Source organism: Sulfurimonas limnophila (assembly GCF_059705345.1).
Genome location: NZ_AP046127.1, coordinates 1,434,810 through 1,458,313 on the forward strand (window position 1 = coordinate 1,434,810; position 23,504 = coordinate 1,458,313).

General features: G+C 33.6%; 26 protein-coding genes. 20 read left to right on the top strand and 6 right to left on the bottom strand.

Annotated elements, in window-relative coordinates; genetic code table 11:
• Position 1: 1 nt before the first annotated feature.
• Complete coding sequence (mltA, locus tag AC6H33_RS07205) at positions 2-1,162, bottom strand: murein transglycosylase A (protein ID WP_497604211.1); 1,161 nt, start codon at positions 1,160-1,162, stop codon at positions 2-4.
• A 97-nt stretch (positions 1,163-1,259) separates the two neighbouring features.
• On the opposite strand from mltA, the gene dnaJ reads away from it, so the two are divergent.
• Both dnaJ and AC6H33_RS07215 read left to right on the top strand, forming a co-directional pair.
• Positions 1,260-2,384 carry a molecular chaperone DnaJ gene (gene dnaJ, locus AC6H33_RS07210; RefSeq protein ID WP_497604212.1) on the top strand — a complete coding sequence of 375 codons (1,125 nt, stop codon included), beginning with the start codon at positions 1,260-1,262 and terminating at the stop codon, positions 2,382-2,384.
• 18 nt (positions 2,385-2,402) lie between these two features.
• Positions 2,403-2,993: a class II aldolase and adducin N-terminal domain-containing protein gene (locus AC6H33_RS07215; protein WP_497604213.1), complete on the top strand. Its 591-nt coding sequence runs from the start codon at positions 2,403-2,405 to the stop codon at positions 2,991-2,993.
• Here AC6H33_RS07215 and AC6H33_RS07220 read toward each other — a convergent pair.
• Together AC6H33_RS07220 and AC6H33_RS07225 are read right to left on the bottom strand one after the other, a co-directional pair.
• Entirely contained in the window at positions 2,990-4,288 is a 1,299-nt protein-coding gene (locus AC6H33_RS07220; protein WP_497604214.1) for an adenosylmethionine--8-amino-7-oxononanoate transaminase, read from the bottom strand. The genes AC6H33_RS07215 and AC6H33_RS07220 overlap by 4 nt on opposite strands.
• Positions 4,285-4,632 (bottom strand): hypothetical protein, encoded by a 348-nt coding sequence (locus AC6H33_RS07225; RefSeq protein ID WP_497604215.1) that lies wholly within the window; start codon positions 4,630-4,632, stop codon positions 4,285-4,287. The genes AC6H33_RS07220 and AC6H33_RS07225 overlap by 4 nt, the downstream gene beginning before the upstream one ends.
• A 166-nt stretch (positions 4,633-4,798) precedes the next feature.
• On the opposite strand from AC6H33_RS07225, the gene AC6H33_RS07230 reads away from it, so the two are divergent.
• The 18 genes from AC6H33_RS07230 (at position 4,799) to AC6H33_RS07315 (ending at position 21,264) form a co-directional block, all read left to right on the top strand.
• A complete protein-coding gene (locus tag AC6H33_RS07230; RefSeq protein WP_497604216.1) occupies positions 4,799-6,262 on the top strand; it encodes a peptidylprolyl isomerase in 1,464 nt (487 codons plus the stop codon).
• A gap of 1 nt (position 6,263) precedes the next feature.
• Positions 6,264-7,622, top strand: a complete 1,359-nt coding sequence (gene ftsA, locus AC6H33_RS07235; RefSeq protein WP_497604217.1) for a cell division protein FtsA — start codon at positions 6,264-6,266, stop codon at positions 7,620-7,622.
• A gap of 9 nt (positions 7,623-7,631) precedes the next feature.
• Positions 7,632-8,747, top strand: coding sequence for a cell division protein FtsZ (gene ftsZ, locus AC6H33_RS07240; protein WP_497604218.1), 1,116 nt, complete (start codon positions 7,632-7,634; stop codon positions 8,745-8,747).
• Positions 8,748-8,816: 69 nt separating this feature from the next.
• Positions 8,817-9,245 carry a DUF8479 domain-containing protein gene (locus AC6H33_RS07245; RefSeq protein WP_497604219.1) on the top strand — a complete coding sequence of 143 codons (429 nt, stop codon included), beginning with the start codon at positions 8,817-8,819 and terminating at the stop codon, positions 9,243-9,245.
• Positions 9,246-9,261: 16 nt separating this feature from the next.
• Positions 9,262-9,918: a Crp/Fnr family transcriptional regulator gene (locus AC6H33_RS07250; protein ID WP_497604220.1), complete on the top strand. Its 657-nt coding sequence runs from the start codon at positions 9,262-9,264 to the stop codon at positions 9,916-9,918.
• 3 nt (positions 9,919-9,921) lie between these two features.
• On the top strand, positions 9,922-10,857 hold the full coding sequence (locus AC6H33_RS07255) for a hypothetical protein (RefSeq protein WP_497604221.1): 936 nt from the start codon (positions 9,922-9,924) through the stop codon (positions 10,855-10,857).
• 123 nt (positions 10,858-10,980) lie between these two features.
• The gene (gene nosZ / locus AC6H33_RS07260; protein WP_497604222.1) at positions 10,981-13,578 is read left to right on the top strand and encodes a Sec-dependent nitrous-oxide reductase; all 2,598 of its coding nucleotides are present in this window, start codon (positions 10,981-10,983) and stop codon (positions 13,576-13,578) included.
• A gap of 185 nt (positions 13,579-13,763) precedes the next feature.
• Entirely contained in the window at positions 13,764-14,546 is a 783-nt protein-coding gene (locus AC6H33_RS07265) for a cytochrome C (protein ID WP_497604223.1), read from the top strand.
• Positions 14,547-14,548: 2 nt separating this feature from the next.
• Positions 14,549-15,766 (top strand): nitrous oxide reductase family maturation protein NosD, encoded by a 1,218-nt coding sequence (locus tag AC6H33_RS07270; protein WP_497604224.1) that lies wholly within the window; start codon positions 14,549-14,551, stop codon positions 15,764-15,766.
• A gap of 3 nt (positions 15,767-15,769) precedes the next feature.
• On the top strand, positions 15,770-16,510 hold the full coding sequence (locus AC6H33_RS07275) for a 4Fe-4S dicluster domain-containing protein (protein ID WP_497604225.1): 741 nt from the start codon (positions 15,770-15,772) through the stop codon (positions 16,508-16,510).
• A 10-nt stretch (positions 16,511-16,520) separates the two neighbouring features.
• Entirely contained in the window at positions 16,521-17,141 is a 621-nt protein-coding gene (locus tag AC6H33_RS07280) for a c-type cytochrome (protein ID WP_497604226.1), read from the top strand.
• Between the two features lie 2 nt (positions 17,142-17,143).
• Entirely contained in the window at positions 17,144-17,650 is a 507-nt protein-coding gene (locus AC6H33_RS07285) for a c-type cytochrome (RefSeq protein WP_497604227.1), read from the top strand.
• A gap of 15 nt (positions 17,651-17,665) precedes the next feature.
• On the top strand, positions 17,666-18,571 hold the full coding sequence (locus tag AC6H33_RS07290) for a NapH/MauN family ferredoxin-type protein (RefSeq protein ID WP_497604228.1): 906 nt from the start codon (positions 17,666-17,668) through the stop codon (positions 18,569-18,571).
• A gap of 3 nt (positions 18,572-18,574) precedes the next feature.
• Positions 18,575-19,213 (top strand): ABC transporter ATP-binding protein, encoded by a 639-nt coding sequence (locus tag AC6H33_RS07295; RefSeq protein WP_497604229.1) that lies wholly within the window; start codon positions 18,575-18,577, stop codon positions 19,211-19,213.
• The gene (locus AC6H33_RS07300; RefSeq protein ID WP_497604230.1) at positions 19,200-19,649 is read left to right on the top strand and encodes a hypothetical protein; all 450 of its coding nucleotides are present in this window, start codon (positions 19,200-19,202) and stop codon (positions 19,647-19,649) included. Before AC6H33_RS07295 ends, AC6H33_RS07300 begins: the two co-directional genes overlap by 14 nt.
• 12 nt (positions 19,650-19,661) lie before the next feature.
• Entirely contained in the window at positions 19,662-20,489 is an 828-nt protein-coding gene (locus AC6H33_RS07305) for an ABC transporter permease (RefSeq protein WP_497604231.1), read from the top strand.
• An 11-nt stretch (positions 20,490-20,500) separates the two neighbouring features.
• Positions 20,501-20,971, top strand: coding sequence for a nitrous oxide reductase accessory protein NosL (locus tag AC6H33_RS07310; protein WP_497604232.1), 471 nt, complete (start codon positions 20,501-20,503; stop codon positions 20,969-20,971).
• A gap of 146 nt (positions 20,972-21,117) precedes the next feature.
• A complete protein-coding gene (locus AC6H33_RS07315; protein ID WP_497604233.1) occupies positions 21,118-21,264 on the top strand; it encodes a hypothetical protein in 147 nt (48 codons plus the stop codon).
• Here the strand turns inward: AC6H33_RS07315 and AC6H33_RS07320 are convergent.
• The 3 genes from AC6H33_RS07320 to AC6H33_RS07330 form a co-directional block, all read right to left on the bottom strand.
• Positions 21,230-22,354 (bottom strand): multiheme c-type cytochrome, encoded by a 1,125-nt coding sequence (locus AC6H33_RS07320; RefSeq protein ID WP_497604234.1) that lies wholly within the window; start codon positions 22,352-22,354, stop codon positions 21,230-21,232. The two genes, AC6H33_RS07315 and AC6H33_RS07320, sit on opposite strands and share 35 nt — an antisense overlap.
• An 84-nt stretch (positions 22,355-22,438) precedes the next feature.
• The gene (locus AC6H33_RS07325) at positions 22,439-23,068 is read right to left on the bottom strand and encodes a Crp/Fnr family transcriptional regulator (protein ID WP_497604235.1); all 630 of its coding nucleotides are present in this window, start codon (positions 23,066-23,068) and stop codon (positions 22,439-22,441) included.
• Positions 23,065-23,496 (bottom strand): hypothetical protein, encoded by a 432-nt coding sequence (locus tag AC6H33_RS07330; protein WP_497604236.1) that lies wholly within the window; start codon positions 23,494-23,496, stop codon positions 23,065-23,067. The genes AC6H33_RS07325 and AC6H33_RS07330 overlap by 4 nt, the downstream gene beginning before the upstream one ends.
• Positions 23,497-23,504: the final 8 nt, after the last annotated feature.

Consider the following 23,504-nt stretch of genomic DNA (forward strand, 5'->3'; position numbering starts at 1 on the left):
ATCAAGACTCTTTTTTAGGCAATAAAATCCATAGTTTTAGAGGTGCTTTTAGCTTTCCTGCGCTTCTTCCAGCTTCATCTCCATAACCAAAAAACAGATCTGCCCTAACACTGCCTTTTATAGCTCCGCCTGTATCTTGAGCTATTACGATTCTATTTAAATCTTTCTCTTTTGTATCTGCACTCATATATAGCATGCTTCCAAGTGGCAAATAGCTTTTATCAACTGCAACAGAGCGATTTGGTGTTAAAACTACACCCAAAGCACCAGAGGCAGGTTTCTCTTTTTTCTTAAAAAATACCATAGATTCATTATGATATAAAAGCTCATCTACACGTGATGGATTTTTGTCACACCAATCTTTAATCCCACCCATAGAAGCTTCGGCATAGCTCATCTCACCTGCATTTATGAGGTATTTTCCGATAGAGCTATATTTATATCCATTTAGATTATCAAAACCGACATAAATCATCTCTCCGCTCTCTAGTAAAACTCTTCCTGAACCTTGTACTTCTAAAAAGAACAGATCTATTCTGTTATCTACATAACAGACGATATCAGCATCTATTTTTCGTTTGCTTAACTCTTTTCTTGAGTAATATGGAACTACTTTGTTCCCTTCTTTGCGCCCTCTTAATCTATAATTTTTTAGTTCTGGATACTGCTCCACAAAATCAACAACTAAAAGGTCTCTCGGAGTTGAATAAACTGGATAGACATAAGGCGCTTTTTTTTTCAAAGAACCTTTTAAAAGAGGTTCATAATAGCCTGTTAAGAGTCCATCACCATCATTTTTTGTCATATCAACTTGATAAGGTAGAAAGTTTTCTATAAAAAAACTTTTTGCATCGTTGACGCTATTTGCTTCTTGGCATAACTCTTTATAAAGTGTCTTTGTTTTTGTAGTGTTACAGCTATTTACAAAAGAGCTTAGAGCATCTCTATAATCTTCACTCTCCCAATCTGGGAGTTCTTCAAAACTGCTTTTAATAAATTCAGTATTTGGCATGGTAGCAAATGTGATTTTTATTGGTTTGGCTTCTTCTATTTTTGTAATTATAGGCTCTACTATAATAGGCTCAGAAATTGGCATTTTTGGTTCTTTAGAACATCCGACAAGTAGTAAAATTGCGATTAAGTAAAGTATATTTTTTTTCATAAGTGCAATTATACCAAATCAAACTAAGCATACGTACATTAAATATTTAACGATATAATTTCAAAAAATTCTAAAAAGTAGGGATATTAATTATAATATGCAAGATTTAAGCTATTACGAAATTTTAGAAATTTCACGAGATGCAGATCAAACAACAATAAAAAAAGCTTACAGAAAGATGGCTAAGATATATCATCCTGATAAAAATCAAGGAGATAGCCAAGCTGAGCACAAATTTAAGTTATGCAACGAAGCGTATCAATGCTTAAGTGATGATAAGCAAAAAAGTATCTATGACAGATATGGCAAAGAAGGACTCTCTGGAATGGGTAGTCGTGGACGTTCATCTGGTGGTTTTGATGATTTAGGCTCTATGTTTGAAGAGATGTTTAATGGATTTGGCGGTGGTTCATCACGTCGTCGTCAAAATCCTGCGGACATGGAAAAATATAATCTTGATATGAATGTAGATATGAAAATTAGCTTCAATGAGGCAATTTTTGGATGTGAAAAAGATATAGAGTTTAAGTATAAAAACTCTTGTAAAAGTTGTAGTGGAACTGGCGCAAAAGATGGCAAACTCTCCACTTGTTCTGCGTGTAGAGGGCAAGGTCAAGTATTTATGAAGCAAGGATTTATGACATTTTCTCAGACTTGTCCAACATGTCAAGGAACAGGTTCTGCTCCATCAGCTCCATGTGATAGCTGTAACGCAAAGGGCTACCATGAAGAGAAAGGAAATGTAACTATAAAGGTTCCAAAAGGTATTGATGATGGCAACCGCCTTAGAGTATCTGGCAAAGGAAATATTGGTAAACGTGGCACAAGAGGTGACTTATATGTCACTTTTAGTGTAAAAGCTGATAAACACTTTCAAAGAGAAGGGAATGATGTTTATATTGCTATTCCAGTATTTTTTACTCAAGCAGTTGCAGGAGAGACACTCAATATCCCATCTTTAACTGGTGAGTTAGAACTAAAACTTGATATTGGAACAAAAGACAAGCAACATTTTGTCTTTAAGGGTGAAGGTGTAGATGACGTTCATGGGCATGGAAAAGGAAACTTGATTGCTCAAGTAAATATAACATATCCTAAAAAACTAAGTGATGAGCAAAGAGCATTACTCAGTAAGCTCCAAGACTCTTTTGGTATAGAGTCTAAACCACACGAGAGTGTATTAGATTCAGCAATTGATAAGATGAAAAACTGGTTTAAATAAAATAATTGGAGATACCAAATGAATAAAGAGCATCTAAAAGGGAAACTCTCTTCTTTAGCACTGTCAATGTTTAGAAAAGATTTTTTTGGTATTTTCCATGGTTCAATATCTGCAAAAACAGAATCAAACCGCTTCATTATTAATACAAAAGAGGCTATTTTTGATGCGCTTGACGACTCTTCGCTTATTGAGCTTTATTATAAAAAAGATTATAGATGGAATCAAGCAAGTATAGATTCTAACATTCATTTTAGTATCTACTCTCAAATATCTGATGCAAAATTTATCTGCTTTAGTATGCCACCATTTACAACAGCATACTCACTTGACCACAATATGATAATTCCAAGAGACTATTTTGGATATAACGAAATAGGTTCTATTGATATAATAGACCCTAGAAGTTTTGATGATTGGTATGAACGTGCTAGTAGCGAAATCGCTTACTATTTTCAAAGTAAAAAAAGTGATATTATGGTTATTCGCGGATATGGGGTTTATACCTACAATAGAGATATCCATGAGATGGCAAAAAAAATTGCAATTTTAGAGAAAAGTTGCAGACTTCTCCTTTTAGACAATGCACAAAAAGACTCCTCTTTTGATTAATAAAGTCTCTCTATAGCTTCATACGCAACTTGCATCATCTTTTTTATCTCATCTTTTTTGATAACATATGGTGGCATAAAATAAACTACATGCCCAAGTGGACGTAGTAAAACACCATTTTTTAAGCCATATTCATAAACTCTAAGCCCTACTCTATCCTTTGAGTCATACCCTTTAAGTTCAACTGCACAAACCATTCCTGTTTGTCTGATTGATGAGATATTTTTAAGAGTTTTAAACTTTAAAAGCTCTTCTGCCATGTAGTTTGCTATTTCTCTATTTTTTTCTATAATATTTTCATTTTCAAAAATATCTAAAGTTGCATTGGCAGCAGCACACGCAAGTGCATTTCCAGTATAGCTATGAGAGTGTAGAAATGCCTTATTTTCACTATAATCGCAATAAAATGAATTATATATTTTATCTGTTGTTAGTACAACAGAGAGTGGAAGATAGCCTCCAGTTAGCCCTTTTGATAAAACAAGAAAGTCTGGTGTTATGTTAGCGCTATTACATGCGAACATCTCACCGCTTCTTCCAAAGCCAACCATTACTTCATCTGCTATAAGATGCACATCATATCTGTTGCATATTTCTCGCACTAAAACTAAAAATTCTTTATGATACATATGCATATATCCAGCGCCTTGAATAAGTGGTTCTAAGATGATTGCGCTAATCTCTTTAGCTCTTTTTTCGCATAGTTTTTCAAACTCAATTGCAGCTTCTTTTGCTGCTTCTATACTCATATCTTTTGGCACAGGCGTTTGAATAGTCTCAATTAAAAGTGGTTTATATGTATCTTTGTAGAGTTTAACATCTCCAACACTAAGTGCGCCGATTGTCTCTCCGTGATAAGAGTTAGTTAGTGAAACAAAAATATTTTTCTCTTTCGAGTTATTTTTATGCGTATGAAAGCTCATCTTCAGGGCAACTTCAACTGCACTTGAGCCATTATCTGCGTAAAAACATTTTTCTAATCCATCAGAAGTTAGTTTAACTAACCTCTCTGACAATCTAACAACCTGCTCATGTGTAAACCCAGCTAAAATTACGTGTTCTAGCGTATCTAACTGCTCTTTTATCTTCTCATTTATATAACTGTTAGTGTGTCCAAAAATATTAACCCACCAACTGCTAATAGCATCGATATAAACATTTCCATCAAAATCTTCTAAATATACGCCATGAGCTTTTTTTATAGGGATAAGAGGTATCGTTTCATGGTCTTTCATCTGAGTACATGGGTGCCATAAAACAGCTAAATCTCTTTTTTTTAGCTCTGTATTATTCATTTAGAAATTGCTGCTTTATACTCATGCGTAAGCTTTAAGTTTGTACAAGTTAGTAAACCATACAGCTCTATCTCAACCCCACTAAGATTAAAGAGTTCTTCACCATCTTCACCTAAAAATATAAATTTTTCATATTGATGATCAGCTTTATCAATATATTTTGAATAAACAACATAATAAGCATCTTTAAGTTCAGCTATTTTAGAGCATGAGTCAAGATATTTTTTACATTTTTTATCAATCATTTTTAGTTCTAAAACATCAGATTGAATTGTATTTAAAAGCACCTTTGGCAATTTTGGAAGCTCTTTTTCAATATTTAAGTATTTCTCAATATCTTTCATAAAAAGTCCTTTTTACTATATGTTGTATGATTCTACTATCTTTTAATTTACACTTCTCTTAGTTTAACAAGCCAACTATTTTCTAGCGCTAAAACTGTACTTTATCAAGGTTTAATGCGAATTTACATAAAATTACAAAAATATCACGCACAAGGCTCTAAACTCAATGATTACATGGATGCAAAAACATAAAAAATATCTCATTATTACTATCTGGATTTCTACTATCGCTTTTGTTGGTGCTGGATTTGTTGGCTGGGGTCAATACAGCTATGGAGACAAAGCTGGTGCTGTAGCAAAAGTTGGAACTGTTGAGATAACAATGGGTGAACTTCAAAAAAGTTACTCAAATCTTTATGCTCAATACGCACAGATGTTTAAAGGTGAATTTGATGAAGAAAAAGCAAAAAGCTTTGGATTGCAGTCTCAAGCTCTAAACTTCCTAACACAACAAGCCCTTGTTTTAAATCTTGCAAAATCATACTCTCTTGAAGTTAGTGATGAAGAGCTTTTAAAAGAGATAACATCTAAAGAGTACTTTTTGAAAGATGGTGCTTTTGATAAAGATTTATATAAAGATGTTCTCTCAAAAAATAATATCAAGCTAAAAGAGTTTGAAGCTGATGTTAAAAAAGAGATTTTAATTAAAAAAACTCTCTCTTTATTGCCAATTGAAGCAAAAGATAGTGAAAATAAAATTTTAGACACTGCGATTAGTATTGCTGATAAAATTGACTACAAAGTTTTAAATACAACTCAAATCACACTTGATACATCTGATGAATCTTTGAAGCCATTTTGGGAAAAGATGCAAAATAACTTTATGAGTGAAGTTAGTTATGAGATAAAATACATAAAGCATGAAAAAATATCTAATGAGTATGATGATAAAACATTAAATGATTACTATATTGAAAACAAAGCATCTCTAAAAGACAAAGAAGGGAAAATTTTAGCCTTTGAAGATGCGAAAGATAAAATAAAATTTGAACTAGATGCTAAAGAGTCAAAAAAAGAGGCTCTAAAGAAATATGTTTCATATAAAAAAGGAGAAGTTGAAGCTTCAGAGGTACAAAGTACAATAATCTCTGCTTCAAATAACAGTTTTGGCATAGAGGCTCTTGAGATTATTTCAAAACTTACATCTGCGTCTCCTTTTTCAAAACCTGTTATGGTTGAAGGGAACTACTTTACATTTGAACTTGTGAACATAAATCAAGCAAAACCTAAGAGTTACGAAGAAGCTAAAAGTGAAATTTTGCCAATTTATTTAAGTGAACAAAAAAGAGAAAAATTAATATTGTTAGCAAAAAACTCTTTTGCTACATTTAATGGAAAAATAACCGATTTTATAACAGCAAATGACTCTAACGTACTAACAGATTTAACTAAAGATGAGGCTGATGAATTCTTATCTCTTCTCTTTACCTCTCAAGATAAAAGAGGATATGTTAGTTTAGAGAGTGGAACTGTTGTTATGTATAACGTTTTGGAACAAAAATTGCTAAACAACACTAACACTAATCCAAACAACTCGATTGTTAGATTAAAGAGTGCTATATTCAATGAAGGTCTGATTAAAAACCTTCAAAACAAGTACAAAACTGAGATTTTCATCAAAGGACTATAAGTTGAGCAGAAATGTTTTAGCCATAGATATAGGTTCAACAAAGATATGTGCAATTATTGCTGAAATCAGCAGTGATAAATCGATATCTATAACGGGAGCTGGTGTTTGTAAAGCACAAGGTCTCAAACGAGGAAGTATTACAAATATAGAACTTGCCTCAAAGTCTATAAGAACTGCATTAAATGATGCAAAACGAGTATCTGGAACAGAAGTAAAGACTGCGATAGTTTCTATATCTGGTGCTTACACAAAAAGTTTAAATTCAAGCGGAATAGTAAATATCCAAAATAAAGAAGTTAGCTTTAAAGAGATAGAGCGCGTAATGCAAGCTTCTTTATACAATGCAAATATACCAAATGAGTATGAAGTTCTTCATGCACTTCCTTATAACTTTAAGGTAGATGATCAAGACTACATAGAAGATCCACTTGGAATGAATGCTTCAAGACTTGAAGTTGATACACACATTATAACAACACAAAAATCAAACCTTAACAACCTAAGAAAAGCAGTTCGTGGAGCTGGTGTTGAAGTTGATAACATAGTTTTAGCTGGATATGCCTCTTCTATCGCAACATTAAATAGTGATGAAAAAGAGCTAGGTGTAGCGCTTATTGATATGGGCGGAAATACAAGCAACATTGTTATCCACTCAGGAAATTCAATAAGATATAACGACTTTTTAGGTGTTGGTTCAAGCCATGTTACAAGTGATTTATCAATGGCTCTTCATACTCCACTAAATATTGCTGACAATGTAAAACTTACATATGGTTCACTTTTGGCACCAAGCAATGATTTAATAGAACTTCCTATAATAGGAAACGAGAGTGCAACGCATGAAGTATCACTTGAAGTGGTCCATAATGTTATCTATGCAAGAGTGGAAGAGACACTCATGATTTTAGCTCAGTTTATAGAAAACAGCGGACTTAAGGATAAAATGGGAGCTGGAGTTGTTCTAACTGGTGGATTTTCACAAATGGAAGGGATTAGAGAGTTGGCTGTTGCTACTTTTGGTTCAGTTCCTGTTAGACTGGCAAAACCAAAAGAGATGCATGGACTCTTTGACAATCTTCGTTCACCAGAGTATTCAAGCGCGATAGGTCTTGTTATCTACGCTGCATCTGCATATACTCTTTATGAGATAGATGTAAACAGAAGAGTAAGACACTCAAATGAAGTATTTGAAGAACAAGCGCCTAGTATCAACCTAAGAGAAGAGATTCATACCCCAACTCCGCCATTTGAGCAAGATACAAAAAATATGATGATTAATCTTGGATTGAAAAAAGAGAAGAAAAAAGACGAAGCTGGAACATTTAGTAAATTTTGGAACTGGGCAACCCAGTTATTTTAAGGAGAAGATATGGAATTTTTAATCGAAGAAGCACGTAAAATTAGTGGTGCAAGAATTGTTGCTGTTGGCGTTGGTGGTGGTGGTGGAAATATGATTAGCCATATGATTAACAATGGTGTTACTGGTATTGAGATGATAATGGTAAATACTGATGCACAGGCTTTAAAAGATTCTACAAATGCAACAACTATTCAAATAGGAACAAAGCTTACAAAAGGCCTTGGTGCTGGAATGAAACCTGAAGTTGGTAGAGAGTCTGCTCTTGAGAGTTATGAAGAGATTAAAAATGCACTTGATGGTGCTGATATAGTCTTTATATCTGCTGGTCTTGGCGGTGGAACTGGTACTGGCGCTGCTCCTATTGTTGCTAAAATCGCTAAGGAAGTTGATGCTCTTACAATTTCTATCGTTACCAAACCGTTTATGTTTGAAGCTCCAAAAAGATTAAAACTTGCAAAAGCTGGACTTGAAGAACTTAAAAAAGAGAGTGACTCAATAGTTGTAATTCCTAACGATAAACTTCTCTCGATAATAGACAGAAAACTTGGAATCAAAGATAGTTTTAAAATAGTAGATGGTGTTTTAGCTCAAGCTGTAAGCGGAACTGCTGGTGTTATATTATCAAATGGGAATGATGATATAAACCTTGACTTTGCTGACTTAAAAACAGTTATGAGCCATAAAGGTATGGCACTAATGGGTGTTGGTGAGCATGAGGGAGAAAATGCTGCTTATGAAGCAATTAAAGCTGCGATTGAGTCTCCTCTTCTTGACAATGTTTCAATCAACGGTGCGATGGGTGTTCTTGTTCACTTCAACATGCATCCAAACTTCCCTATGATGGAAATTTCAGATGCTATGATTGTAGTTCAAGAGAGCGCACATGAAGATGCTGATGTAATATTTGGTACATCAACAGATGAATCTCTTCCTGAAGATTATGTAAAAATAACTATTATTGCAACTGGATTTGAGAAAGATTTAAAAACTGTAACAAATAACGAAAATTTTGTAAATGAGGCTTCTTCACATATTCAAAAAATTCGTCCAAGACTTGTTGTAGGCGGGGATTTAGATGGTAGCCATTTAGATATTCCCTCTTATATGAGAATACAACAAGATTAATTCTATCTTCTTCTCCTTCCCCACTAAATTGTGGGGTCATTTTTAAAATACAATACAAAAAGAGAAAATATGAAAATTTTACTCACTATCTTATCTGTTTTATCTCCTATCATCATATTTGCTTCTGATATAAGAAGTCAAGAACTCTCAACACAAAATATGCAAAAACAAAATGTTCAAATAACTAAACTTGCAGCTGAAGAGCTGTCAAAAACAGTTCCACAAACAATAGACAAACATACAAAACTTGTAAAAATTGAAGCTCAAGAGACTACTTTAGTTTATAGCTTCGAGATTGATGCAACTCCAAAAAGCGATGATTTTGTTAAAAAAGAAGATCATAGCAGAATGAAAGAAGCTGTAACTATAGGTATATGCAGAAGTTCTAAGCGTTTTTTAGAGGCAAATATCAATATTTTATATATCTATATCAGTGCAAAAAGTAAAAATGAGTTGTTTAGATTTGATATAGACAATAAGAGTTGTTCAAATCTTTGAGTAGTAAATAAAAGTCGTGCTTTTAAAAAATATTATCTCCTCTTTGGATTTTTTCTCTTCTCTCAATGATGAAGAGTTAGAAACTGTTGCATCCTTTAGCTCAATTGGAACATATGAGAAAGAGTATATTGTTTATTATGAAAAAACACAAAACACTTCTTTGCTTTTTTTACTAGAGGGCGTTGCAAAAGCTTATAAAATTGACAAGCATAATAATGAAATTTTTCTCCACTATATCTATGCACCATCGCTAATCTCAGATGTTTCAAGCTTTAAAAAAGAGACTCTTTTATCTTTTTCAAACGTCTCGCTCATAGAGGATTCAAAAATAGTTGCAATTGATTATAAAAAATTTAAAGAGCATTTTTTATCAAAAGGGCTTCTATGTTTAGAATTTACTAATGAGGTAATTCTAAAATCCCAACAGTTACAATCACTAATAAATAGAGAGTTTATATTTACTTCCGTAGCAAAGGTTGCCATGATGCTTCATGATGATTTAGATATGTTTAACTCTCTTAAGAGAACAGAAATTTCTCTTATTTTAAATATTCAGCCTGAAACACTCTCAAGAGTTTTAAATAGACTAAAGAGAGACAATATAATAGACTCTAAAAATACAAAGATAACAGTTTTAAATAAAGAGGCCCTACTTGGGGTTTACGAGGAGTAAAATATGCAAAAAATAAAAATTACTGGTGCACTTATATTTTCATTTTCAATAGCGTTAGCGTTTATCTTCAACTACACTTCTAAAAGAATATCTACTCACAATAATATACTCGCTGTTATGAATATACAAAAAAACTTTACACAAGAGATCTCAAAAAATATTTTTTACTCATATAAACATAAAGATGACTCTTCTAAAACACTGGAAAAATCTATCAAAGAGTTCTTAGAAAGTATGAATGAAGAAGATATTGGATTACAAAAAAATGAAAAAATAAGAAAACTATGGAATAACTTCTATCTTCACGTTCAAAACTTTAGAGATCATATAAATAGCGACTCTATATACTCTAACATTATTTTAGAAAAAGAGGTAAAAGAGATTTACAATACAAATTTAGAGCTTATTATACAGAGCGATAATTTTATAAAAGAACAAATTGAAAACTTTAATCAAACACAAAACAGTTATAAATTTGTTCAATATCTTCTCTTTTTTATCTTAGTTCTTCTTCTGTTATATCTATTTACACAACTAAAACTGGTAATGAATTTTATACAAAAATTTATTCTTACCTCTAAAGAGATTATTTCAAATTCATCTATTAAAACATTAAAGCCGCTTGATATTCAAGAAGATAATAACGAAATTTCAGAAGCAAAAGAGAACTTTAATCTACTTATAAAAAAGATAAATAACTCGATAGAAGCTTCTTCAAACTCTATGCAGCACACATACAAATCACTTGAGATAGTTGAGCAAAACATAGAAAATCTAGTGGAGCTTATATATGTTATGAATGAAGATAAAAGAGATAAAGAGCTTAGAAAAAAAGAAGACGCTATCATACAATCTTTTGAAGAGTTAGGCTCGTCTATGAAAAAACTCCAAAATCTAAAAAATGAACTAGACAATCTTATCTCATATACAAAATCTTAACTTAAATTTTAAAATTAATAAAATATTTTGACAGTAGTCAAATTTTTACACATCTCTTTACTCTAATATAATGTTTATGATTTGGGTAGTTTTTAACATCTCAAATGAATCAAAGGAGACAAAATGGCTAAGCATACTAAAAAACTTGTTTCGCTTCTTGTTGGTGCATCTGTAGCTGCGACTTCGTCGCTTGCTGATGGTGAACTTCAAAAAGTTATGAAAGCAAGAGGTCTGAGTGAAGTTGATGTAGTTCGTGCTGCAAAAACTTATAACCCTTCAGGCGTTAAAGATGAGTTCGTTGTATTTAGTTCAGCAGGTCAAGCTGGACAAGTTATCGTTTATGGTGTTCCATCAATGAGAATTTTAAAGTACATCGGCGTATTTACACCTGAGCCTTGGCAAGGATATGGCTTTGATGAAGAATCAAAAGCTATCCTAAGACAAGGTAACGTAAGAGGAAGAGAACTTAACTGGGGAGATACTCACCACCCTGCTCTCTCAGAAAAAGATGGAAAATATGATGGAAAATGGCTAGCTATCAACGATAAAGCAAACCCTCGTATTGCTATCATTGACTTAGCTGACTTTGAAACAAAGCAGATAGTTGTAAACCCTGTATTTAAATCAGCTCACGGTGGTGCTTTCTTTACTCAAAATAGTGATTATATTATTGAGGCGTGTCAATATGCTGCTCCTCTTGATAATAACTACCACCCAATTGAAGACTACAAAGAAGCTTACCGTGGTGGAGCTACTATGTGGAGATTTGACTCTAGCAAGGGTAGAATCAACGCAAAAGAGTCATTTACTATTGAAATGCCTCCATATATGCAAGATTTAAGTGATTCAGGTAAAGGTGTTTCTGATGGATGGGGCTTTACAAACTCATTTAACTCTGAAATGTATACAGGTGGAATTGAAGTTGGTATGCCACCAAACGAAGCTGGTATGAGTAGAAATGACACTGACTTTTTACATGTATATAACTGGAAGAAACTTGCAGAAGTTGCAAAAGACCCTAAAAACGTAAAAATTATCAATGATCATAAAGTTATTCCTATGGATATTGCAGTTAAACATAATGCACTATTCTTAATCCCTGAGCCAAAATCACCTCACGGTGTTGACGTTTCACCAGATGGTGAGTACATCACTGTTTGTGGTAAGCTAGATACTCATGCTTCTGTATATAAGTGGAGTAAAATTAAAAAGCTTATAGACTCTAAAGAGTTTGCTGGAAAAGACCCTTATGGTGTTCCTATCTTAGATATGAAAAAATCACTTCACGGACAAGCAGAACTAGGACTTGGGCCATTGCATAACCAATACTCAAATGTAGATGGTGAAATTTATACATCTTTATATGTTGATAGTCAAATTGTAAAATGGAACTATAAAACACTTAAAGTTATAGATAAAGTAAACGTTCACTATAACGTTGGTCACTTATGTGGTATGGAAGGTAAATCTGCTGATCCTCAAGGAAAATATATCATTTCTCTAAATAAATTAGCGATTGATAGATTCCAAAATGTTGGACCACTACACCCACAAAACCACCAACTAATAGACATTAGCGGTAAAAAAATGGATCTTCTTGTTGATATGCCTCTACCTCTTGGTGAGCCACATCAAGCTGTTGCAATTAGAGCAGAGAAACTTCACCCACACGTAAGATATACAATGGGTACAAACTCTAGAACAGATGAGATTCACGTTGGTAAAACACTTGCTGGTCAAGAAAGAATTGAGAGAAACGGAAATAAAGTTACAGTATATGCAACTGTTGTTCGTTCACACATCAATCCAGAGAGAATTACCGTAAATAAAGGTGATGAAGTAACATTCTATCTGACAAACTTAGAGCGTGCACAAGATGAGGCTCACGGATTTACTGTGGACCACTACAACATTCACGCATCACTAGAACCTGGTAAAACTGCAAGTCTTAAGTTTATAGCTGATATCGAGGGTGTTTTCCCTTACTACTGTACTGAGTTTTGTTCTGCGCTTCACTTAGAAATGATGGGTTATATGATGGTTAAAGACCCAAATAAAAAGTACGAAAGTGCTCAAAAAATGAAAATGCAAACAATGACTCCTGAGCAGCTTAAAGCTGAATATGACAAAACTGTTGCAACAAATGCTGCAACTGACGCAGTTATCCAGTCTGTTGTTGCGTTCTTAAAAGAGAACAAATATGAGAAACATAAAGTTGTAGCCGATCTTGTAACGGATGCGTTTGTTCAGTATAACCAAATTCCTGAACAGAAAAAATTAGCAGACAAATCTCTTAAAGCTGGAGACATTGAAAAAGCTATTCTTTTTGAAAACATGATTTGGCAACTAATGGTTAAAACAGCTGACGTTGGTATTAGAGCAAAAGATGCTCTTGTAAGACTAGTAGCAACTAAACAATCAGCTGCTGCATCTGCTGGTGAAAAAGCATTTGGAGAAGGCGGTTGTGGCGGTTGTCACGTTATCGGTAAAGTTTCATCTGGTCCAGATTTAACAGGTGTTCTTCAAAGACATGGTGCTGATGGAGAGAAATGGGTTAAGGATTTTGTTATGAATCCTGAAAAAATGTACAATGATCCTTATGTTAAAGGGATGATTGATTACTTTAACCTAAAAATGCCTAATCAACATATGGAAGAAAAAGAGACAAAAAATATCATTGAATACCTAAAATGGGTAGATGATAACGCAAATCTATTCTAAAATATAAAATAGATGCTATACAAAGGGAGGGGATGAAAATCCTCTCCCTTTTTTTATATAAAAAATAATAAATTTCATAAATCAATCTTATAAAAGAAATTTTGTTATATAATACTACTTAAAATAAAAGTTGAGGATTTACATTAATCTTCAGGTTTTATTTTATTTAAAAAGGAACTCTTTCAATGCATAAAAGTATTATAAAAGCAAGAGTGTTTGCCACTTTAGCCCTCATAATCTTAACCTTCTCTTTTACATTTCCTATGATAGCTTTTCATGGAACACTCAACAAAATTGAAGCTGGAAAAAATGATGATGTTTCATCATTTAGTAAAACTATATGGAACCTTTACAATCAAGGTAGATACAAGAGCGTAACAACGCCTAAAGAGGCACATAATAACTTGGATGAGATGATGTCATCTGCTTCTGAGATAGGTGTTGCATCACTTCCTATCTGGGCTGTATCACTTGAGGCTCCTAACTATCCAAAAGAGGCATTCCCACAAGGAATTCCAGTTTATTTTCACTTTGATGGATATAGCGGAGAAGTACATGAGATGAATACAATCAACCACTATGTAGGTATGGATCCTATGTGGGTTGGCGGAACTATTGAGAGAGAAATAGGTATCTATGCTCTTTTGGCACTATCTCTTGGAATGGTATTTTTTATAGCGTATAACAAAAAAATCCTAAACTATATCATGTTAGTTCCAGCATCTCTTCCACTTCTTTTTATTGCTGATTACTCCTACTGGTTATACTGGTTTGGACACAATCTTCACGATTGGGGAGCGTTTAAAATCAAGCCTTTCATGCCTACTGTTTTTGGAGATGGTAAGATTGCTCAGTTTACAACTCACTCATATCCTTCGATTGGTTTTTTTCTTATTGTAGCTATTGGACTTCTTAGTTTGCTAGCATTTTTTGCAAAACAAAAAGCTCTTAAAGAGATGAATCAATAAAAATGCTAAAGCTAACCTTTTCTCTTTTGGTTCTGTTTTTACCGCTTCTGGGTGCAAATATCTTACAAGAAGCGATAGATAATGCACCAAGCGGTTCAATATTGAAACTTCCTGCTGGAGTCTATAAAGGCAATATCACTATTGACAAGCCTCTTACGATTATAGGAAAAGAGGCTGGTGTTATAATTGATGGAGAAGGCAAAGGTACAGTAATTAAAGTTAAAAGTTCTTTCGTGACACTTAAAAATCTAAAGATAATTGGTAGTGGCGATAGACATGAAAACATTGATGCAGCTATAGTTCTCTCCGATGTTAAACAGTGTGAAGTAAGCGATTGTATTATAGATGATTGTTTATTTGGGGTAGATTTACAGATGGTAAGTAACTCTATCGTTTCAAACAATACTATAACATCAAAAGATTTTGAACTTGGTCTTAAGGGCGATGGCTTAAGACTTTGGTACAGTAACGACAATATCATCAGAAAAAACTCTCTTATTCGTTCTCGTGATATGGTTATTTGGTACAGTCACGGAAATTTAATAGAAGAGAACTTTGGCGAACATTGCAGATACTCTTTGCACTTTATGTACGCTGGTAAAAACCATGTGATAAACAATAGATACCAATACAACTCTGTTGGGATTTTTTTTATGTACTCTAAAGACACTGTAGCAACAGGCAACGTGATAAAAAGCTCTTTGGGTGCCACTGGAATGGGAATAGGACTAAAAGAGGTTACTAACTTTACAATCAAAAACAATACGATATTATATTGTGCACAGGGGATGTATATTGACAGATCTCCTTTTGAGCCAGACACAAACAACTGGATAGAAAACAATAAAATACTTTACAACTCTGAAGCGCTACATTTTCACTCACTAAGTGAAAATAACATTATCAAAAATAATAAGATAATGGGAAATATTGAAGATGTTGTAAATGATGGCAGGTCAAGCAAAACTTACAATAACGAGATAGTTCAAAATTATTGGGATAATTATGAAGGATTTGATAGAGATGAAAACAACATAGGAGATACACCTCACAAGGTATATCAATACGCAGATCAACTCTGGATTTATAATCCAGATGTAAAGTTCTTTTATGGTTCACCAGTTATATCTTTGCTAAATTTTTTAGCAAAGTTAGCACCATTTACAAAGCCGCTTTTTTTGTTTGAAGACAAAGAGCCGATAGTTAAAATCAAAGGATAAGTTTTGGAAACAGTTAAAACAGATAAAAGAGAGTTTATAAAATACTCCACTTTAGGAGTTTTAGGGCTTGTTTTAGGAGGAGGAATGGTTTTTTCTCCGTACGTCTTAAAGGCAGAACATAGATTAAGACCTCCTGGAGCTGTTGATGAGAAAAAGTTTTTAGCACTCTGTATAAAATGTGGTCAATGTCTTCAAGTATGTCCTTATCACTCTATAAAACTCTCTGATTTTGTAAGTGGTCATGGAGTTGGTACACCATATATAGATGCTAACGAGAGAGGTTGTTATGCTTGTAGCGCTGTTCCTTGTGTACTTGCATGTCCAAGTGGAGCACTGGACCATCACTGTGAAAAGCCTCAAGATATCCACATGGGTATCGCTGTCTTAGAGTTTCCAAATACTTGTATCGCTATGACAAATACGCCTATTCCAAAGGGCTACAACAAAGAGATGCATAAATTTACGAACGGTGTTGTAAATACTAATGAGCTTGAGACTAAGCTTCTAGAAAAATTTGACTCTTTCGAGGATAAGCAGTGTACTCTGTGCGCTGACATGTGCCCTATTCCAAATCCACTTAGCGCAATTGCTATGGTTAGAGATAGCGGTGGCGGAAATAGACCTGAGATATATGACGGATGTATTGGTTGTGGTGTATGTCAAGAAGTTTGCCCAACAAATACACCTTCAATAGTTGTTAAACCAAGAGTTACTTATGAGCAATTTTACTCACATAAAAGTTAAAGGCTAAAAAATGAAAATAGATAAAATCATCCTCGTTTGCACGGTTGTTCTACTTGGAATATTTAGTGGATGTAGTGACTCAAAAGATAAAGATAGTAAAAATAGCCAAGCAGTAGTTTCAGGCAGTGAAGTAACTTCTGCGCAAAGCATTGAAGTAGTTAAAAACGAAAATGCAGATGAGATAAAAGTTGCTATAAAGAAGAGTGACTTAAATCAGAGTCAATCATACTACTATGACTATAATATAAAAAGTGAATATGATATGAACTCTCAACCAGCAAATGATGATGCTTCTGTGAGAACAAAACCAAGAAGTGCAATTGATGCGAATCTACATGTAAGAAGTCCTTATGAAAATGTAGAAATATCTATGGTTGTCAAAAAATTTAGTAAAAATTTTATCGTTAAGTGTTCTGCATGTCACAACGACTATGCAAATGGCGTAATTGGGCCATCACTACTTGGCAAAGACGCAAATTTTATATTTGAAAAAATTTCAAAATTCAAAGATGGTTCTGCTAAAAATGTTCTTATGAAAGATTTGGTTTCTCAGATGGACGAAAAAGAGATAAGAGCCTTAGCAGAAGAGATTTACGAATTTAACAAAAAAATTAGAGAGATGAGAAAATAGAGATGAAAAATATTATTGTAGCAACACTAACACTATTAATTATTGGCTTGATGGCTTATACTGTGTCACAAGGAAGAGCATATCATGGCGGAGAACATGCAAAAGTTATAGATGACATGGGCAGTAATCAAAATACGCAAATGCAAACAGAAGCCCCAAAAATAGCACAACCACAAGAAAAAAGTGATAGAGATAAAGAGTCGGAGCAACTCAAAGCGCTAAAAGATAAAGCTGGAAATGTTGGCGATATCAAAGTGAGTGCAGCATATAAGAGCAAATGTTCAGCTTGTCACGGTGCTAACGGCTCTGGAGAACAAGACGGAAGAGCACTTATGGGTCCAAAACTATATGGACAAAATGCTGATAAACTATATAAAGATTTGGTTGATTTTAAAGCAGGAAGAAAAGAAAACATTATCATGAAGGGACTTCTTATCAACACAACTGAAGAAGAGCTTAGAAGTTATGCTGATGAGATAGGTGCATTCTCTTCTCAAGTACAACACTAAAAAAGGTGGATTATCATGGATAAATATAACAATAGAGAGACTATAAAACACTCCTCTTTTTGGTCAACTTTTTTTGATAGAACAAAAGATGGGAAAAAGATTTTTAGTTATAGAATGAAAAGATGGCTTCTAGTTATATCTGTGCATCTTCTCTTTTTTCTATCTTTTCATATCGATATACAGACCCTAGAGGGTACACTTAATGGTTCAAGATTTTTAGGTTTTCATCTTATAGATATTTTTACAACTATGCAGCTTTTCTTAGCTACATATGAACTACCTGTAAATATGATTATCGGAACTATAACTATTGTGCTTGTCTATCTCTTAGTTGGTGGTAGAAGTTACTGCGCATGGGTTTGTCCTTATGGAATACTCAGTGAAGTTGGCGAGAAGTGGCACAACACACTTGTAAGCAAGAAGATCATAAAAGAGAGAAAGTTTGACCATAGAGTTAGACATATCTTTTGGGCTATGTTTTTGCTCTTCTCTTTAGTGAGTGGTTATTTGGTTTTTGAAACTTTTAACGTTGTTGGAATTCTTAGCCGTATGATTGCTTATGGTTGGAGTTTGGCTCTTGTTTGGGTTGTCGTTGTTTTTGCTATTGAGGTTTTTTACTCTCGTAGAGCTTGGTGTACATACATCTGCCCAATTGGAACAACTTATGGATATATAGGAAAAGTCTCAGCACTTAGAATTGAGTGGAATGATAACTGTGACCACTGTATGGTTTGTCATGATGTCTGTTTTGAAAATCAAGTTTTAGAGATAACTAAAGCAAAATACGATGCACAAAGAGAAGAAAAAGGGATAACTAGAGAGTATATCACTGGGGCAGACTGCACACTATGTGGAAGATGCGTGGATGTTTGTCATGCAGATGCACTTAAATTTGATTTTAGACTAAAAAACTTGGTGTAGCAGATGATAAAGGTAAAGAATCTTACAAAAAAATTTGGCTCACATCTCTCGCTTGATGATGTAAGTTGCAATTTCAACAAAAGTGATTCTGTCGCACTTATGGGCGCAAACGGAGCTGGTAAAACAACGCTTATACGCTCTATTTTAGGCTACTATCACCCAGATGGCGGAGAAGTACTCATAAACGGGCTAAACCCTATAAAAGAGCGTACAGAAGTACTCAAAAACATCAGTTTTGTTCCACAACTTCCGCCTCCTATCAAACTAAGCATAGAAGAGCTTATGCACTACATAAGCGTAAGTGCAGATGTTGATAAAGAGTTAATCAAGCACTATGCAAATGAGATGAAACTTGACATCAGCGCAAACCTTAATAAATCTTTTTTTAAACTAAGCGGTGGAATGAAGCAAAAACTTCTCATAGCTATTAGCTTGGCAAAAGAGAGCAACATCATAATCTATGATGAGCCAACAGCAAATCTTGACCCAAAAGCAAGAGATGATTTTTACAGACTTCTTAGTAAAAACAGTGAAGAGAAGACGCTTCTCTTTGTTACTCATAGACTAGAAGAGGTAAAAGAGTTAGTAAATAGACAGATATATATGGACATGGGAAAAGTTGTTTCAGATGAAATTTTTTAGTTTTATCGCTTCTCTTATTTTTCTTATGTTTATATCTGCATGTAGCTCATCAGATGCAACAAGCTCAGAAAATAAAAAAAGTTGCCCAAAATGCAACATGCCTCTACCCTCATCAAATATCCATACTGCAAAGCTTCAAGATGGCACAAAGAGCTACTATTTCGATGATTTTGGATGTCTTGTTTTATGGGCAAAAGAGAAAAATATATCTTTGGAAGGTAAAAAGATAGAAATTTTCTCAAACGATACAAATAGATATATAGATGCTAATGTGGCTTATTTTATCATCAACGATAAAACACCTATGAACTATGGATTTGGCGCATATGAAAATGAGATGCCAAACTCAATCAAAGCAGATGAAGTGGAGCTAAAAATGCTCAGAGGTGAACATATGGCAAATCCAAAAATTAGAAAACAGATATTAGGGCAATAAAGGAGCGTTTTTTTGAAAAATTTATATTTAATTGCGTACTTAGATTTAAAAGAGTCTATAAGAGCAAAATGGTTCTTAGTCTATTCACTTGTCTTTGGCGGACTTATCGCTCTGTTTTTTATAGCAGGTGTTACAGAGTCCCAAGTCATGGGCTTTAGTGGACTTAGCAGACTATTGCTTATGTATATTCAAATAACGATAGTTATACTTCCTATTTTCATTTTGATAACAACCGTTCGCTCAATTTCTGGAGATAGAGATAACCATATCCTAGAGTATATGTTATCTTTTCCTATCTCATTAAAACAGTACTACTGGGGCAAAATCATAGGCAGATTTATCACTGTTTACATCCCTGTACTCTTTGCCATGATAATTGCTATACTTTACGGCGCGATGAAGGGTGCTGATATACCTTGGAGCATCTTCTTCTTGTATACTGGGCTTCTCTTTTCACTGTCGAGTACTTTTTTGGGAATAGCATTTTTTATCTCATCTTTTGTAAAGTCATCTGAAGTTGCTCTTGGCATCGCATTTTTTATCTGGATATTTCTACTTGCTTTTATAGATATAGCACTTATCTCACTTATGATGCAACAGAGATTTAATGAAGGATTTATCATCTTTATAGCGATGATAAATCCAATGGAGCTATTTAGAGTAGCTGCTATTTCACTCTTCGATCCAGAACTTACAGTTATGGGTCCTGTTGCATTTTATATTCTCGATTTGATGAGCCAAAAGGGCTTTGTACTGCTTTCTATCGCTTATCCACTCCTTTTAGGCATACTCTTTGCTTGGTTTGGATATACGATATTTAAGAGAAAAGATTTAGTTTAAGGAGGTAGTATATGAGAAAAATTCTATTGGCGTTAGTACTTATGAGCTCTTTAGCATTCTCTTATTCGATGGATTACGATAAAGAGAGTGAATGTTTGGTTAGAAAAATCAAAGTACACAAAGGACCTCAGTGGGTCTCTAAAATAGAGCTAAACAGCGGAAAAAAGATATTTTTCAGCAGTCCAAAATCTATGTTTGAGTTTTATCATCAACCTGGACGCTGGTTTGATATTGGAGTTAAGAGTGAAGATGACTTTAAAGAGATATTGGTTATGGATTATAACTCCCTAGAACCGATCAACGCTAAGGGTGCTTTTTATGTCTATGGAAGTTCTGTAACATCTCCAGCAGGTGATGATTTAGTTCCATTTAAAAGCTATGAAGATGCCCAAGCTTTTGCAAAAAAATACAATGGTAAAAGAGTATTTGCTTTTAGCGATGTAAAGGAGTCTTTAATTAGACTTCTAAATGGTAAGCTTTAATACACATTCCCACATTTTACATTAACACTTTGTTAACAAAAAATTAACATCTCATTTATACTTAATATGTAGACTTATAATAATAAATTTCTTGAGAGAGAAGTTTAAATATTGCGCCTAAATAGGGCAAAACAAAAGGATATATAATGAGAAAAATTCTATTAGCGTGTTTGTTGAGTGTGTCAGTTTGGGCAGCAGAGAGTAATGTTTATAAGGTAACTTACAAAGTTCCTGTTGATAAAGTTATAGTACACTTTGCTAAAAATCAAATTTCTCTGCTTTTAAAATTCTAAACTTTGTAAACTCTTTACCCGCTTCAAGTCCTAGTTCTTTAGCGCCCTCTTGTGTTATTCTCACAACACCAAGCGTCAATGTTAACTTATCTCCAGCTTTAAGAGCGTTAGAAAAATGAACCTCTTTTTTTGCATAAATCAGAGTATCTTTAAGAAGAGAATCTGCGCTCCATGGCATAACTTCTTTACCGTCTTTTGCTAAAACTCTCTCAAATACAAAAGGCTCTAAAACTATAGTTTTTCCATCTCTTATAATTGTAGCTTTAAGAATTCCCGCACGCAGGGCTTGGCCAAAGAGCGCATGATTTGATTTGTTTGTAATTAAAACGTCAAAACCTTGAGGCTTTTGCGTTACTTTAAAATCTATATAATCACCCATCTTATCATTCATGTGATATATACCAGCGATTCCGTGAAAGGCATGTGTTTTTGTCTCATTTATACTTACTTTTGAGCCAATTACTTGAGGCATATGACACGTAACACAGCTGTTTTTATCTTTTTCGCTAATTACTGCATCTAGCATTGTTATATCAAAATTGTGTTCATTATTTACATGAGAGTGACAACCCATACAGACATTGCCGTTATAAAAATTTTCATTGTCATAATTTATTTTGTGATAAGGAGAGCTTTTTGGCTCTTTTACAAGTCCAAACCAAGACTTTTCAGTTTCAAATGCAGCGCTACCTTTCTTGCCCTTCTCAGCGGTATAAAACTCTTTATGCTTACCTGTTGTGATGTTTGTATTAGACTCTTCACCCTCTTGAACCTCTTTTATATTATGACAATATACGCATGAGATAGGCTCTTCAACTTGAACTTCATTTTCAGTAAGTACGCCCTCTTTTAGGGCTTTTTCATCACTTGGAGAGTGACACTTTGCACAAGTGTAGCCTTTATCATCTTTTGGGTGTTTATCCCACATCGCTGCATGTATTGGGTTATTGTATATTGAGGCATTTTTATGTGAAGATTTGTAATACTCTTCGTATATTATAGGATGACATTTTTGACAAACTTTACTCTCATTTGCAAATAGTGTACTTATAAAAAGAGATATAAGAAATGGTAAAAAAAAGTAGCGCATAAGTAGCTCCGTTATAAAATTTTTGTATTTTAACGAAGCATATAAAAAGTTTTATTGATATCTGTCAGTAAAGGCTGCCTTAGGCTAAAAATACTCAACAAGAGCATCTTTATCGATATATTTTTTCTTGATATTTATAATTCCATTATCTTTAAAAAACTTCAATATTCTAGAGAGTGTCTCAGGCGAGACTCCTAATATCTCAGCAATTTCTATATTTTTTGTCTCAAAAAAATCATCACAGTGGTTATAAATATATTTTGCCACTCTCTCTTTTGAATCTAAAACTAAATTTGTAGAGATAATATTTTCAAGATTTTTTATCTTTTTTATAAGAGATGTCTGAATGTTAAACGCTAAGTTTGGGTTTAAAAATATAACCTCTTTTAGCTTTTCAAAATCTACCTTTAAAAACTCTACATCACTATAAGCCTTTGCGGTTGCAGGATAAGGAATACCCTCAAAATTTGCCACCTCTCCGATTAGCTCATTTTCGTGAAAATATTTAAGCACAATCTCTTTATGGCTTGATGATGTTTTATAAAGTTTGATTACACCCTTTACTAAAAGGTAGAGATATTTTGGTTCATCACCCTCATAAAAGACTATGTTGTCTTTGCTCACCTTATGCTCAGTAGTAAAACTCTCTATCTTTTTTATAGTATCTTCATCAATATTTTCAAAAAGAACTGTATTTTTTAAATGTATTCTCATTTTATTTTTTTAAGAACCTCATCATAAGTTAAAATCTCTTCGCCATCTTTTATAGACTCTTTTTTTTCATAAGCACTAAAGCCAAAAGCCATTGGCGTTACATTCTCAGATGTGTAAAATGCACCTCTTGCATCAATCCACTCACCACTATTTGCATCTGTAATCCAAATCTTAGCACTATCTTTAAAATCTATATTTTCTTCATCAAACCATAAGACCATACATCCAATATCATCAAATTTATAAACTTTATTTGTAGTTGGATGTTTTAGTTGAATACTATTTTTTCTATCACTTAAAACCATAACACATCTATCACACATATCTCTATCCCAGTGGATTTTTGCTGCTCCATCTTTAGGAGCATCTTTGCATCCTAAAAAGAGAGATATAGCCACTAAAAGAAGTGATATTTTAATCTTTAACATTGTAAATC

Bases quoted from the DNA above. Each gene is read 5' to 3' on its own strand.
- AC6H33_RS07300 (WP_497604230.1), top strand. From the start codon at position 19,200: ATGAAATTTTTTAGTTTTATCGCTTCTCTTATTTTTCTTATGTTTATA.
- AC6H33_RS07225 (WP_497604215.1), bottom strand. From the start codon at position 4,632: ATGAAAGATATTGAGAAATACTTAAATATTGAAAAAGAGCTTCCAAAA.
- AC6H33_RS07320 (WP_497604234.1), bottom strand. From the start codon at position 22,354: ATGCGCTACTTTTTTTTACCATTTCTTATATCTCTTTTTATAAGTACA.
- AC6H33_RS07290 (WP_497604228.1), top strand. From the start codon at position 17,666: ATGGATAAATATAACAATAGAGAGACTATAAAACACTCCTCTTTTTGG.
- AC6H33_RS07285 (WP_497604227.1), top strand. From the start codon at position 17,144: ATGAAAAATATTATTGTAGCAACACTAACACTATTAATTATTGGCTTG.
- AC6H33_RS07310 (WP_497604232.1), top strand. From the start codon at position 20,501: ATGAGAAAAATTCTATTGGCGTTAGTACTTATGAGCTCTTTAGCATTC.
- ftsZ (WP_497604218.1), top strand. From the start codon at position 7,632: ATGGAATTTTTAATCGAAGAAGCACGTAAAATTAGTGGTGCAAGAATT.
- dnaJ (WP_497604212.1), top strand. From the start codon at position 1,260: ATGCAAGATTTAAGCTATTACGAAATTTTAGAAATTTCACGAGATGCA.
- AC6H33_RS07315 (WP_497604233.1), top strand. From the start codon at position 21,118: ATGAGAAAAATTCTATTAGCGTGTTTGTTGAGTGTGTCAGTTTGGGCA.
- AC6H33_RS07255 (WP_497604221.1), top strand. From the start codon at position 9,922: ATGCAAAAAATAAAAATTACTGGTGCACTTATATTTTCATTTTCAATA.
- AC6H33_RS07280 (WP_497604226.1), top strand. From the start codon at position 16,521: ATGAAAATAGATAAAATCATCCTCGTTTGCACGGTTGTTCTACTTGGA.
- AC6H33_RS07325 (WP_497604235.1), bottom strand. From the start codon at position 23,068: ATGAGAATACATTTAAAAAATACAGTTCTTTTTGAAAATATTGATGAA.
- AC6H33_RS07265 (WP_497604223.1), top strand. From the start codon at position 13,764: ATGCATAAAAGTATTATAAAAGCAAGAGTGTTTGCCACTTTAGCCCTC.
- AC6H33_RS07270 (WP_497604224.1), top strand. From the start codon at position 14,549: ATGCTAAAGCTAACCTTTTCTCTTTTGGTTCTGTTTTTACCGCTTCTG.
- AC6H33_RS07330 (WP_497604236.1), bottom strand. From the start codon at position 23,496: ATGTTAAAGATTAAAATATCACTTCTTTTAGTGGCTATATCTCTCTTT.
- nosZ (WP_497604222.1), top strand. From the start codon at position 10,981: ATGGCTAAGCATACTAAAAAACTTGTTTCGCTTCTTGTTGGTGCATCT.
- AC6H33_RS07230 (WP_497604216.1), top strand. From the start codon at position 4,799: ATGATTACATGGATGCAAAAACATAAAAAATATCTCATTATTACTATC.
- AC6H33_RS07215 (WP_497604213.1), top strand. From the start codon at position 2,403: ATGAATAAAGAGCATCTAAAAGGGAAACTCTCTTCTTTAGCACTGTCA.
- AC6H33_RS07295 (WP_497604229.1), top strand. From the start codon at position 18,575: ATGATAAAGGTAAAGAATCTTACAAAAAAATTTGGCTCACATCTCTCG.
- AC6H33_RS07220 (WP_497604214.1), bottom strand. From the start codon at position 4,288: ATGAATAATACAGAGCTAAAAAAAAGAGATTTAGCTGTTTTATGGCAC.
- AC6H33_RS07245 (WP_497604219.1), top strand. From the start codon at position 8,817: ATGAAAATTTTACTCACTATCTTATCTGTTTTATCTCCTATCATCATA.
- mltA (WP_497604211.1), bottom strand. From the start codon at position 1,162: ATGAAAAAAAATATACTTTACTTAATCGCAATTTTACTACTTGTCGGA.